Genomic DNA, 12,565 nt, shown 5'->3' on the forward strand with positions numbered 1-12,565 from the left:
CTCTCGAACGGGAGTTGACAAAATTTCATTATGAGCATATACTCATAACAGAAACGAGAAAAATTTAAGGATTCGGAAAATGGTTCGACCCAAACAATGCCGCTTGATCGCCCAGCATCCTAATGCCGTCTATTACAAGCCCCGAGGAGTTCCGGTTCGGGAATTGGAGGAGGAAATCCTATCCTTGGACGAACTCGAGGCGATGCGGCTTTGCGATTTGGAAGGATTGTACCACGAAGCGGCCGCCGAACGCATGGGAATATCCCGCGCTACGTTCGGCCGCATTGTCGAGGCGGCGCGCCGCAAGGTGACGTCCGCGTTAATTCACGGTAAGGCATTATGTATAGAAGGAGGTATCGTTAAAATGACGAACCAACGAAAATTTCAATGCGCCGATTGCTCCCACGAATGGGATGCCGCTTTCGGAACGGGCAGACCGGACGTTTGTCCTAAATGCGGCAGCGCCAATTTGCATCGCATGGCGGACGAGGACTCGTCCGGCCCGGCAGGCGGCGCCGGGATGGGAAGGGGCAGGGGACAAGGGGGCGGACAAGGACAGGGCCGGGGACAAGGCCGGGGGCAAGGACAAGGCCGTGGACGAGGCTGCGGACGCCAAGGCGGAAGAGGGCAAGGCCCAAAGACGCAGCCATCGGCGCCAACGACGGAATCATGAACGATCAAGGGGGCGCGCAATCGCACGCCTCCAACTCTTCAAAGAACAATGTCATGCGAAGCGCAGGTTGGAAATTCGGAAAGGAAAATAAAAAATGAGATTCGCCGTTGCTTCCGACGATGGAAAGATCATCGCCGCCCATACCGGCCGCTGCCGGAGTTTCGTCGTATTCGATGTTGTAGAGGATGCCGTAAAGCGGGTTGAGGTTCGGCAGAATATCCATACGGCTCATGCGTTGGGATTGTGCGCCGATGGCGCCGAACGCAGCCATGATTCCCACAGCCACAGCCATGACGGCCTTTTAAGAGCGCTGGAGGATTGCCAGGCATTGATTAGCCGGGGAATGGGCAGGCGGTTGGTTATCGACTTGTTGTCGCGCAACATCGCGCCGGTATTCTGCAAAGAGGACGCCGTGGAAGAAGCGGCAAGCCTTTACGCAAAAGGGAAATTGCTATTAAGCCATACGAACTCGTGTTCGCATCTGTGAAGTAGGAGGCTTTTTATGAAGCGAGAGAAGGCTATGCAGCTTTTCCATGGCGTTGAAAAATACAACTGCGCCCAAGCGATTTTGATCGCTTTTCGGGAAGAATACGGCGTGGCGCAGGAACAGATCGACGCCTCCGCCGCCTTGGGCCGCGGAAAAGCGGACGAAGGACGCTGCGGCGCCTTGCATGCAGGGCGGGCGCTGCTGGACGATGCGTCAAGCGCGCAAAATCTGGAAAACCAATTCGCGGCGGCGGCCGGGTCGGCGAAATGCCGCGAAATCCGAAAACTCAAACGAATATCCTGCATGGAATGCGTTGGCGTCGCCGCCGACCTGATCGAAAAAATCCGCAAGTGATATGAAATGACTTTGGCGGGGTGGCAAAGGCAAGACGAAGTCTGCCTTTGATTGATTCCTCAAGGGCAGGCTGACGCCTTGCCCTTGCCACCCCCGGTTCTAGGCGGCTCGGCAAGAGCCTCGCCCTCCCCTCAATGATGCCGGTTTCACTTCAAATCTAATGGCAAACCGTATAATTTTGACGGAAGGGCGACAAGGGCAATATCTTTTTGCCATTGATTTTCATGGCTTATGAGAAATATACGAAATGAATCGCGTACCAATGAGGGAAAAAATACTCGCCGCATCGTTTGCCTTATTAGTGCTCGCGGCGCTTCTCGGCGTTGCGACGTGCGTTACGTTTTCCCCGCGCCATCTTGCTTTCGAAGAGCAAATAAAGGCGTTCGTCCGGGAAAGCAAGCCGGGGTCCGAAATGCAGATATTCAACGGACATGATTTATCGGGATGGGCCGTTCATGGCTTGGGAAGTTGGACGGTGGCGGACGGCGTCCTCACCGTGCGGCGCGGATTGGGCTATCTGGCGACGCGCTGCGAGGATTTTGGGGATTTCGTTTTGACGCTCGATATTCGCGTAAGCAAAAACGGCAACAGCGGCGTCTTCTTTCATTCGCCCCATGCGCGCAGCCTATGGCCCTGGCCTAAAGGATTCGAATCCCAGGTCGATAATCACGATCCCAAAAATCCCACCGGCAGTTTATACAACCACGTCCGCGCACGGAGTCTTCTTTCTCGCGACGATGAATGGTTCGAAATGAAAATTGCCGCCATCGGAGAAAGTATTTCTCTTGCCATTAGCGGCGAGACCGTCGTAGAGGCGACTTTTCCCGCTCCTATGAAAAGTTTTATCGCCCTCCAAGCTCACGATCCCTTCAGCCGCGTCGATTTCAAAAACATCCGCCTCCGCATTCCCGATGAAACCACACGGGAATAATGCGTAATCAATCGAATGGCTCAAGGGCAGAAAAAACCTAGCCCAAGCCCCCCCCATTCTAACCTTGATGGCGGGCTACGCTTCGCTTTGAGCCTACCCTGCTTTTTAACAAGGGCAAGATTTTTTCGACATTGAATGATATATTCGCCGGAGTCCAAGTTATTAAAGGATGACGGATATGAAATTCATTCTTCCCATATTCACGTTGTTTCTTTACCCCCTTTCTGCACCCGCGCAGACTCCCGGCTGGGGCGCTCCTAACGGCTGCGGCGCGCCTTTGCGCTGGGGCGGCGAGATTGGCCCTTGGTGGGGCGGATATAATCCTGGCGGAACGGCGGCGGATTTCGATGGCGATGGCGATATGGACATAGTGATCTTCTATTCCATTGGCGGCGGCGCTCAGAACGTCTTCGCGGGCGTCTATCTTTATGAAAATATCGGCAACCAGGAAAAAGCTCTCTTCTCCATACCTCGAAAACTGCCTTTGACGAAAGCCCCTTTGGCCTACGATTGGAACAACGACGGCCGCCCCGATCTCATCGAGTCGGGACAATGGCGCAAAAACCTGGGCGGCTTCCAATTCGCCGATGGGGAAAAGATTCCCCGCTTCCCCGATTCCGTCCGAGCTATTGCCGATGTCAACAGCGACGGCGTTCCCGATCTTCTCCTATCCGCCGATCTTGCGCCCGACGCCGTCTGGCCTTCGTCCGCCGTTTGGAAGAAGGACGAGCCGCCTTACACGCTGGATGGCATTTGGAAGGGTGGAGCCATGCGAAAATCGCTGCGTCTTCTTCTTGGCCAACGCCAACGCCGATCGATTGTCTGGAAAGATAAAGGTTATTTGCTCGCAGACGGCGTTCCTCTCGAAGTTTACGGCGGCCCCGATCCCACCTTCGCCGATTGGGATCGTGACGGCGATCTCGATCTCATCGTAGGCAGCCAAACCCAATTGACCTATTACGAAAATACTGGAACTAAATCCTCGCCCCGCTTCCGGCGCGGCCAGCGCGTCCTTGCCGGAGACGCCTACGATCTGCCCGGCATCTTCATCCATCCATTGGCGGTCTTATGGAATGCGGACGCTTTGCCCGATCTGCTCATCTTTCAGGAAAGCGGCGAAACGACATGGCTGCGCTGTTTGGGTCACGACGAAAATTCCGTCCCCCGCTTCGCCGCTGAAGAAACTTTAACTTGCCGCGAACCGATGCTCGACGCGGGCTGTCTTGCCGTGCTATCCGTCATCGACTGGGACCGAGACGGCGATCTGGATATCGTCAGCGGCAATTCTTACGGCGAGGTTTTGCTCTTCACGAATAGCGGTGACGATAAAAACCGCCGCTTCGATTCCAAAACGCCATTAACCGCTGAGGGCGTCCCTATCGTCGTCAAAGGCGGCGCCAACGGCTCCATCCAAGGTCCCGGCGAAGCCCATTTCGGCTATACCTGTCCCGTCGCCAGCGACTGGGACGGCGACAGCTGGCCCGATCTGATTCTCGCCGACATCTGGGGATTATGTTCCTACTTCGAACGCATTCCCGGCGGCGAACTCAAACCCCCCCGATCCTTTCGCGTTGCCAATGGACCGGCGAGGTCTTATAAGCCGCGCTGGGTATGGTGGAAGGACGACGGACGCCTCGTTACGCAATGGCGTTGCCAGCCCGCCGCCGTTGATTGGAACCGGGACGGGCGGCTTGACCTCATCACGCTCGACGCCGAAGGCTGCCTTGCCCTCTACCCCGGAACAGGCCAGCCCTCGAACGCCCTCGTCGAGGCTCCCCAGCGCGTATTTCTTTTGGAAAACGATGCGCCAATCCGCATCACTAACGGCGTAGGGGGCCGGTCGGGACGCGCCCGCATCATCGTCGCCGATTGGGATGGTGACGGCGACCGCGATATTATTCGCGGCTGCACACAGGCGGGCGATCACGAAGACCCCCATTACCGCGACTACGAGCGCGTCGCCGTCTGGTACGAAAATACGGGCGATGACCGCCGCTTCCGTTTTCGCCGAAGCCTGCTCCAGCATGGAGAAAACGTCTCCTTCTGCGGCCATGCGACATCGCCCGCCATTGTCGATTGGGACGGCGATGGACGCCTCGATCTTCTTCTCGGCGCCGAAGACGGCCTCGTCTATTTCTTCTCCCGCGAGTATTTGGAAAAAGGGCCGTCGGAATGATGAATGATGAATGATGAATGATGAAAAGAAGGGGGGATTGCGCTTTGATCCCACCCTTAACGATTTGGAAAAGGGGTATTGAGTTCAAAAGACTTAAGCCATCATGATTCCGATAGTATGCGTATATCGTCCAGACATTTCCAATAGTGCGCCAACGCCAGACGCCCCTTTTTGGTTATTCGGTATGTTGTATGCGTAGTTTTTTCGACGATCTTTTTTTTGATTTGAACATAGCCAGCTTCTTGCAGCCGCGCGATATGCACGGAAAGATTGCCTTGCGTAAGTTCCAGCGCCAGACGCAAGGAAACGAAGTCCGCCCATTCCACGCCGGAAAGGAGACATATGATCTTCAACCGGGCGGGTTCATGGATCAGGCGATCGATGTCGTTCGTCAAGTCATTTTTCATGGAAAGAGATTGGAAAAAAGAACGGTTCCGGATTGGTTATACTTTGATGCCGAAATTCGCCAATTCCCGTTTCCCGGCTGGGGTAGCGTAGTATTTGGAACTTCGTCCAGAACCTTCGCGAATCAGCCAACCCTGCTTGACGCAATAATCCAGAAATCCGCCTCCGACGGCGAAGGGATTGATTGCCTTCTCTGTCCCTTCTTTTCTGTTTTCTTCATGCTCCGGATGCTGCTCGCGCCATTGGCGTTGTTCCGCTTCACTGACGCCCAGCCGCTCCCGAAGTTGTTCCTGTTCTTCCGCCGTCAATTCGCCTTGGGGATGTTCCTTATGCCATTTCTCATGTTCTGCTTCCGTCAGGTTCATGCCCAGCCGTTCCATGAGTTGATCGTGTTCTTCCGGCGTCAATTCGCCTTGGGGATGGTCTTTATGCCATTTCTCATGTTCTTCTTCCGTCAGATTCATGCCGAAATGTTTAATGGTTTTCTTTTTGTTCGCCATGACTCGCCTCCCTTATTTCGTTTTCCATGGAGGATAAAGGAAACTCAAACGGAATATAGTCTATGTCATAAACCGGTTTATGTCAATAATTACTATGGAATAAATTCATCGCCGCAGAGATCGAAGGCCCAAAAGTGGTTAAATTTATGGGAGGAAGAATAAAACATTGCCTTGCCGATTTCCAAGGAGCATGGTTTATCTTCGCGCCGTACTATTGTATGATGATTTACATTTATTCAGCGAGAAAGGATTCGATCATGAAGAAGTTGGGAACGCAACGAATAGTTCTGTTTGTTTTGATGACGCTAACTGCGGGACTGGCGATGACAGCCGCCGCCGAACCGCTAATCCTCACAGCGGTTGCGCAAGAGGATCGCATTCAGATTTTCGCCGATGGAATACTATTCACGGAATACCGCTTCCGTCCCGAACAAAAATATCCCTATTTCTATCCCGTCAACGGTCCCGCTTCCAGCGAGAGCGTTACGACGGAAACCTCGGAGCCGTACCCCCATCATCACTCCCTCTTCTTCGGCTGCGACCGCGTCAACGGCGGCAATTATTGGCAGGACGTCAACGAACGGGGCCAGATCGTTTCCGAAACCGTCAAATGCCAGCAGGCCAAGGGAGATAAAATCGTCATTACGAATCAATGCCTTTGGAAACGTTCCGGCGCCGAGCCGCCTTTTCGCGACGAACGAACCATCACCATAACCGCTCCATCCGAATCTCTGCGCATCATCGATTTCGACGTTGAGGTTACCGCCCTTATGGACGCGCATATCGAAAAGACCAACCACTCCCTCTTTTCCGCCCGCATGGTTCCCGAACTCGCAGTAACTGGCGGAGGAACACTCGTCAACGCCAACGGCGATAAGAGCGAGAAAGGAACCTTTGGCGTCAAGGCGCCGTGGTGCGATTATTTCGGAACCCGCAACGGCGTCACGGAAGGCCTAGCCATCTTCGATCATCCTGCTAATCCCTGGCATCCCAGCAAATGGTTCACGCGCGATTACGGCTTTTTCTCCCCCACGGAAATGAACTGGCTGGAGGATGGATCCGTAGACTTATTCAAAGACGAAATCAACCGCCTGCGCTACCGCGTCGTTGTTCACGAGGGCGATGTAGAAAAAGCGGAAATCGCTAAACTCTATCAAAATTGGATTCAAGAATAGCTAATGCGATCAAAGTAAGGTGGATTCAAAGCGAAGCGCAACCCGCCCATCTCATAAAAACATGGAACCGCACATTCCTATCGACATGGATAAGATCAAAGCCTTTTGCGAAAAATGGAAGGTGGAAGAATTCTCGCTGTTCGGCTCCGTGCTGCGCGACGATTTCAGCCCGGACAGCGATGTGGATGTATTAGTTAAAATCTCCGATTATTCCGGAATTGGACTTTACGAATGGATGGATATGATCGAGGAAATGGAAGCGATCTTTGGCCGGAAGGTCGATTTGGTGGAAGCCGCCGCGTTGCGCAATCCGTACCGCCGCCGCGAAATCATCCGTACTAAGCAGGTGATTTATGCGCGATAAAAAGGAAGACATTTCATACGTCTGGGATATGTTGGAAGCGGCGAAATGGATTACGAAATTTCTACAAGGGAAATCTTTTTACCATTTCGAAAACGATGAGCTGCTTCGCAGCGGCGTAGAACGCAAGATAGAGATTATTGGAGAAGCGGCGAGAAATATTTCCAAAGAATTTCAAATCCATCATCCAGAGATCATTTGGACAAAAATCATCGGCTTGCGTCATCTTTTGGCGCATGAATACGGCGAAATCAAATACGAACTCTTATGGAATATTGCTTTCCTTAATGTTCCGCAATTAATTTCATTATTGGAGGCAATTCATACAAAAGAACCGCCGGAAGAAAATTCATGAAATTTGTTTTCTTATCGGCATGAAAGAAAATAAATTTTTCTCTTATAAAATGAAAACGGAGAAATAATATGCAATCGTATAAAACATTATTCAGCCTCATTGGCGCTATTGCGATTCTATCTTTATCTTCTCAAGCCGACGATCGAGCCGATTACATTCGCTCCCATTACGCCAAGTTCGAATACCAAATTCCCATGCGCGACGGCGTCAAACTCTTTACGGCGGTTTATACGCCTAACGACCGTTCGCAAAAATATCCCATCCTGATTTGCCGCACTCCCTACAGTGTAAACTCTTATGGGGCGGACAAATACATGAGCGCGATCAGCCCGCATCAGGAGTTCGAGAAGGAAGGCTTCATTTTCGTTTATCAGGACGTGCGCGGCAAATTCATGTCCGAAGGCGAATACGTCGAAATGCGTCCTCATGTTTCCGACAAGAAAACCAACCAAGACGTGGACGAAAGTTCCGATGCCTACGACTCCATCGAATGGTTATTGAATCATATCGAAAACCATAACGGCAAGGCGGGAATTGTGGGCATATCCTATCCCGGCTTCTATGCCTCTTGCGGCGCCATCGATTCCCATCCCGCATTGAAGGCCGTATCGCCCCAAGCGCCCATCGCCGATTGGTTTTGGGACGATTTTCACTTGCATGGCGCTTTTTCACTTTTTCCTACGTTTAATTTTTTCCGCGCGACGGGAGTCAAACGCGAAAAACTTGGCGCCGATTGGCCCAAGCCGGTATATGATCTCAACGTCACGGATTACTATCAATTCTTTCTCGATCTCGGACCGCTGAAAAACGTCAACAAAAATTATTTCCACGGCGAAATCGACTTTTGGAACCAAGCCGAGAAGCATCCCAACTACGACGAATTTTGGCAATCCCGCAATCTTCTTCCTCATCTTAAGAACATCAAAACGGCGGTGATGGTGGTGGGCGGCTGGTTCGATACGGAAGATTTGTACGGCCCGCTTAATACCTATCGCTCCATCGAAGAAAAGAATCAGGGAATTTTTAACGTCTTGGTGATGGGGCCGTGGTCGCACGGCGGCTGGAGCAGAATGGACGGCCAATCTCTAAGCGACGCCGATTTTGGATTCAAAACGGCCAATTATTACCAGGAAAACGTTGACCTGACTTTCTTCAAGCATTTTCTCAAGGATGACAAAAGCGATCTCCAACTTCCCGAAGCGCTGATGTTTGAGACCGGCGCCAACCGTTGGCGGCGCTTCGACGCCTGGCCGCCGAAAAAGACGGAGACGAAATCGCTTTATCTGCAAGAAGGCGGCGCGCTCTCTTTCGAAACTCCCAAACAGTCGAAAGAGACATGCGATTCCTATATCAGCGATCCCAACAAGCCCGTTCCTTATTCCATGAAGATATCCTTCTCAAATCCCGCACCGCGTGGAGCGCAGGAATTTTACGCTGAAGATCAGCGCTTCGCCGCCCGCCGTCCCGACGTTCTGGTTTATCAAACGCCGCCGCTCGAACAGGATTTAACCATCGCGGGACCGATTGGGGCGCGCCTTTTCGTCTCTACGTCGGGAACCGATTCCGATTGGATTATAAAGCTGATCGACGTCCATCCCTTAGACGCCGCCGATCTCGCTGGAGCGCAACTCCTGGTTCGCGCCCAACCTTTCCGGGGACGTTTTCGCGACAGTTATGAATTTCCCAAACCCTTCAAGCCCGGAGAAATAACGAAAATCTCCTTCGAAATGACGGATGTTTGTCATACGTTCCAACGCGGCCATCGCATGATGATCCAAATCCAAAGTTCCTGGTTCCCCTTCATCGACCGCAACCCGCAAAAGTACGTTCCCAACATCTTTCAAGCCGATGAAAGCGACTTCGTCGCCGTCACTAACAAAATTTACCATTCGAAAGCGCATCCGACGCATTTGGAGATTAAAATACTTCAACAATAAACATTTCAAATCATTCGAATGGCAATCGCCTAGGCGATGCGCCCAGCGGATGGAAGGCGTATGTGGGGAATCGAAGATAAAATAAAATTGGCCGATCGGCTATACCAAGGTATACTGATTTTAGGTTCTATTGCAGGATAGAAGCAAATTGCGATTAATTTATGCCAAGAGAAATCATTAAATAATTAAAGGAGGCCGCCATGACGTCCAAGATTGAATTTAATGATATACCTCTGTTGAGCGATTTAACCGCCATGCAAAAATCCAATTTACTGGAAAAATCATTGACGTTCTCGCGCGCGAAGGATGAAACGATTTTCAAGGAAGGAGACGATTCGACGGATATCTATTTCGTCTTGGATGGAAAAGTATTTCTACAGACCTCCACCCTGCAAGACAAACCTGTAGTAACGGATATCCTGCGCCCCGGCGACCTGCTGGGATGGTCGGGATTCTTCGAAGGAGCCAAGATGACGGCCACTGCCATTTGTAGTTCGGATGTGCGGTTGGCGAAGATCTCCCGCAATGATTTTATGGCCGAGTTGCTCAAGCACTCGGATACCGGCATCCTAGTCATGATAAAAGTAGCGGAAACCATTTCCCGGCGTTTGCGAGAAACGCGATCGAGGCTGGCGCTGCATTTGAGTGGATCCGACGTGAAGCAAGAATCCGACGTAAAACAGGAATAAGCCTAGCCCCCATAACAGCGGGATCCAAGCGAAGCACTGTCAAGGACCATCAAGAACAATCTTTGACAGCGTTGTCGTCATTCCGCCGCCGTAACGAAAAATTTCACGTACACCAGCATCGCCGGGGCCGCCCATAGCAGCGAATCCATCATGTCCAAAAAGCCGCCGTGTCCTGTGATCGAGCGGCCCGAATCCTTCACCCCCGCGTCGCGCTTGATCGCCGATTCGCATAAATCTCCGATTTGTGCGATGACCGACATCATAACCGCTACTATTAATATTTCCATATAGCGATGCGGCCCCGAAAGCCACAACGTCTGCCCGTATTTCGCGCTTTGATAGGCGGCGATGCCCAGAATTGCGGCGGCGGCGAAGACCGTGCCGCATATCGAACCTTCCCAGGTTTTCTTGGGACTGATCACCGGAGCCAAAGGATGCCGTCCCAACCACGTCCCGCCGTAGAACGCCCCTATGTCGGTCAAACAAGTCACGGCCAGCAGGAAAAAAAGGTAATTCGGCCCATTCTCGATTCCGCGCAGATAGACGAGACACGCCAATGGCGCCAGGACGTAAATCATCGTCAGCCCGTGGGCGGCGAACTCGTTGCGCGAGCCTTTGACCGTGTGGGAAAGAGTAATGAGACAACTGCCCCAAAAGAAGAAAAATACTGCGGCCAGTCTTAAAGCAGCAATCAAGGAAGTAGAAAAGTCATGATAAACGCAAACTACGAAGAACAAGGCGCCGCAGAGGTTTTGCCACCACATTGACTCGCGCCGCTGCTTCGCTTCCAATAATATATATAACTCCTCGCGGGCATAGACGAATGCGAAAGCCGCCGCCGCCGCCGTCACCCAATCCCCATGCCGCCAAAAAATCCCCAAGAGAAAAATTGGCAAAAACGCCAATCCTGTAAGAATGCGCCGTAGGTGCATAATCTTCGGTTTCCATTCTACGGGATAAGGAATTCGAAATTCGTAGGAAAGGTACTAGGCTTAAATCGCGCCGTCAATATCTACGCCGCCGAACCGGCGATGCCGTCCTTGGAAATCGCGCAAGGCTTCGAATAGATGCAGCTGGCGGAAATCCGGCCATAACGTGGGAGTGATCCAGATTTCAGAATAAGCGATCTGCCACAGTAAAAAGTTGGAGACTCTCATTTCGCCGCTGGTGCGGATCAACAAATCGGGATCCGGCATTCCCACCGTTCCTAAAAAGCCGCCGAACATCTCTTGCGAGATTTCGTCCGGCTGGATTTGCCGATCCCGTACGCCCTGCGCGATTTTTTTGGCGGCGTCGACGATTTCCTGTCTGCCGCCGTAAGAAAGCGCCAGCGAGAGTTGCATTTTCGTTCCACCGGCGGTGGCCAGCCGCGTCCGTTCCAACGCCTTTTGCACCGGCGAAGAGAGTTCATGGATGCGTCCGATCGCCTCCAGGCGAATCTCTCGTTCCCGCATCTCCTCGATTTCCCGTTTCAGGAAATTACACAATAAAATCATCAAGGAATTGATCTCGCCGCGCGGGCGCTTCCAATTCTCGGAGGAGAAGGCGTAGAGCGTCAGATAGGGGATTCCCAACTCACGGCTAACGCGTACAATCTCCCGCACCGATTGAATTCCCGCCCGATGCCCTTCGATGCGCGGCTTCTTTTTCGAACGCGCCCACCGCCCGTTGCCATCCATGATAATGGCTACATGCCGAGGCAGACGGCTCAAATCCAATCCCGCCTCTTTCGCTTCCCGCTGACGCTCCGAAAGCGTTTCGATATCTATCGCGTTGGACAATACTTTGCTCCTTGAAAATTTTCTCTTCTCCTACCGAGTTCCAATCCTAATAGACTTCGTCGTGCGCGCCAATCTCAAGCAAGAGAATATCGTCTTCTTGTCGATCCGTTCTCTTGATGAAATCAAAAACGATGCGAATGTCCATGCCAGCGCTGCACGCCCATGAACCAGTTAATTTTCCTTTGAGCTTATGAGTCGCTAGGGGTGAAGCAAAAGGATTTTCCTGCAAAAGCCGTAATGTTTCTTCAATATCATTTTCAAAAGCCGGGTGTTTTCGGAGAACGCGTCTCAAAGCCCTGATAAAAGTTTTCCCCCAGACTAGCGTTCTCATTCCTTGATTTCTTTCATTAGGTCGTTCGCGTTTCCTCGGCGGATTTCTCCCCTTGCGAATTCCGCCCTCGCTTCTTTGATATTCTCTGATAATATTTCCCGCTTGAAATCTATGCGTCGCCGTCGAATAATGTCAATAAGGTCGTCTTGCTGATGCTCAGGCAACGATTCGACGATATCCAAAACTTCCTGAAAACTCGCATTCCATTTGTTGTTCATCGACAGACTCCTTCATAAAGGTTAACCGCTAGTAATAAAATCGTACCTTTTTACGAGATAGGCGCGCTATCCAGATAAAGCGTATCGGGGCAAAAGTCTTAACCGTAAAACTAGAGCAATTCAGGTTTGGATTGATACCAAACCATTGAGGATTTGCCCCCTCACCCTAGCCCCTCCCAAAAGGCGAGGGAA

General features: G+C 51.9%; 16 protein-coding genes. 10 read left to right on the forward strand and 6 right to left on the reverse strand.

What is annotated here, in order from left to right; all coding sequences use genetic code 11:
* Positions 1-79: 79 nt before the first annotated feature.
* The 5 genes from AB1656_10500 (at position 80) to AB1656_10520 (ending at position 4,621) form a co-directional block, all read left to right on the forward strand.
* Positions 80-673 carry a DUF134 domain-containing protein gene (locus tag AB1656_10500; protein ID MEW6235805.1) on the forward strand — a complete coding sequence of 198 codons (594 nt, stop codon included), beginning with the start codon at positions 80-82 and terminating at the stop codon, positions 671-673.
* 94 nt (positions 674-767) lie between these two features.
* Positions 768-1,160, forward strand: a complete 393-nt coding sequence (locus AB1656_10505) for a NifB/NifX family molybdenum-iron cluster-binding protein (GenBank protein ID MEW6235806.1) — start codon at positions 768-770, stop codon at positions 1,158-1,160.
* 15 nt (positions 1,161-1,175) lie between these two features.
* Positions 1,176-1,514 (forward strand): C-GCAxxG-C-C family (seleno)protein, encoded by a 339-nt coding sequence (locus tag AB1656_10510; protein MEW6235807.1) that lies wholly within the window; start codon positions 1,176-1,178, stop codon positions 1,512-1,514.
* Between the two features lie 247 nt (positions 1,515-1,761).
* Positions 1,762-2,445 carry a DUF1080 domain-containing protein gene (locus tag AB1656_10515; GenBank protein ID MEW6235808.1) on the forward strand — a complete coding sequence of 228 codons (684 nt, stop codon included), beginning with the start codon at positions 1,762-1,764 and terminating at the stop codon, positions 2,443-2,445.
* Positions 2,446-2,623: 178 nt separating this feature from the next.
* Entirely contained in the window at positions 2,624-4,621 is a 1,998-nt protein-coding gene (locus AB1656_10520; protein MEW6235809.1) for a VCBS repeat-containing protein, read from the forward strand.
* Positions 4,622-4,722: 101 nt separating this feature from the next.
* On the opposite strand, the gene AB1656_10525 is transcribed toward AB1656_10520, so the two are convergent.
* On the reverse strand, positions 4,723-5,016 hold the full coding sequence (locus AB1656_10525; GenBank protein ID MEW6235810.1) for a transcriptional regulator: 294 nt from the start codon (positions 5,014-5,016) through the stop codon (positions 4,723-4,725).
* 48 nt (positions 5,017-5,064) lie between these two features.
* Positions 5,065-5,526 (reverse strand): hypothetical protein, encoded by a 462-nt coding sequence (locus tag AB1656_10530; protein ID MEW6235811.1) that lies wholly within the window; start codon positions 5,524-5,526, stop codon positions 5,065-5,067.
* A 257-nt stretch (positions 5,527-5,783) separates the two neighbouring features.
* On the opposite strand from AB1656_10530, the gene AB1656_10535 reads away from it, so the two are divergent.
* The 5 genes from AB1656_10535 (at position 5,784) to AB1656_10555 (ending at position 10,043) form a co-directional block, all read left to right on the forward strand.
* The gene (locus AB1656_10535) at positions 5,784-6,701 is read left to right on the forward strand and encodes a PmoA family protein (GenBank protein MEW6235812.1); all 918 of its coding nucleotides are present in this window, start codon (positions 5,784-5,786) and stop codon (positions 6,699-6,701) included.
* Positions 6,702-6,720: 19 nt separating this feature from the next.
* A complete protein-coding gene (locus AB1656_10540) occupies positions 6,721-7,065 on the forward strand; it encodes a nucleotidyltransferase domain-containing protein (protein MEW6235813.1) in 345 nt (114 codons plus the stop codon).
* The gene (locus AB1656_10545; GenBank protein ID MEW6235814.1) at positions 7,055-7,417 is read left to right on the forward strand and encodes a HepT-like ribonuclease domain-containing protein; all 363 of its coding nucleotides are present in this window, start codon (positions 7,055-7,057) and stop codon (positions 7,415-7,417) included. The genes AB1656_10540 and AB1656_10545 overlap by 11 nt, the downstream gene beginning before the upstream one ends.
* Positions 7,418-7,485: 68 nt before the next feature.
* Positions 7,486-9,354, forward strand: a complete 1,869-nt coding sequence (locus AB1656_10550; GenBank protein ID MEW6235815.1) for a CocE/NonD family hydrolase — start codon at positions 7,486-7,488, stop codon at positions 9,352-9,354.
* A gap of 200 nt (positions 9,355-9,554) precedes the next feature.
* On the forward strand, positions 9,555-10,043 hold the full coding sequence (locus AB1656_10555) for a cyclic nucleotide-binding domain-containing protein (protein ID MEW6235816.1): 489 nt from the start codon (positions 9,555-9,557) through the stop codon (positions 10,041-10,043).
* A gap of 77 nt (positions 10,044-10,120) precedes the next feature.
* On the opposite strand, the gene AB1656_10560 is transcribed toward AB1656_10555, so the two are convergent.
* Genes AB1656_10560 through AB1656_10575 form a run of 4 tightly spaced genes read right to left on the reverse strand, consistent with a single transcriptional unit; the run spans position 10,121 to position 12,373 of the window.
* Positions 10,121-10,975, reverse strand: a complete 855-nt coding sequence (locus AB1656_10560; protein MEW6235817.1) for a phosphatidate cytidylyltransferase — start codon at positions 10,973-10,975, stop codon at positions 10,121-10,123.
* Positions 10,976-11,035: 60 nt separating this feature from the next.
* The gene (locus AB1656_10565) at positions 11,036-11,824 is read right to left on the reverse strand and encodes an isoprenyl transferase (protein MEW6235818.1); all 789 of its coding nucleotides are present in this window, start codon (positions 11,822-11,824) and stop codon (positions 11,036-11,038) included.
* 46 nt (positions 11,825-11,870) lie between these two features.
* Entirely contained in the window at positions 11,871-12,155 is a 285-nt protein-coding gene (locus AB1656_10570; GenBank protein ID MEW6235819.1) for a type II toxin-antitoxin system mRNA interferase toxin, RelE/StbE family, read from the reverse strand.
* Positions 12,152-12,373, reverse strand: coding sequence for a hypothetical protein (locus AB1656_10575; GenBank protein MEW6235820.1), 222 nt, complete (start codon positions 12,371-12,373; stop codon positions 12,152-12,154). Before AB1656_10575 ends, AB1656_10570 begins: the two co-directional genes overlap by 4 nt.
* Between the last annotated feature and the right edge of the window lie 192 nt (positions 12,374-12,565).

It is taken from the genome of Candidatus Omnitrophota bacterium, from assembly GCA_040755155.1.
Classification (GTDB): Bacteria; Hinthialibacterota; Hinthialibacteria; order Hinthialibacterales; family Hinthialibacteraceae; genus JBFMBP01.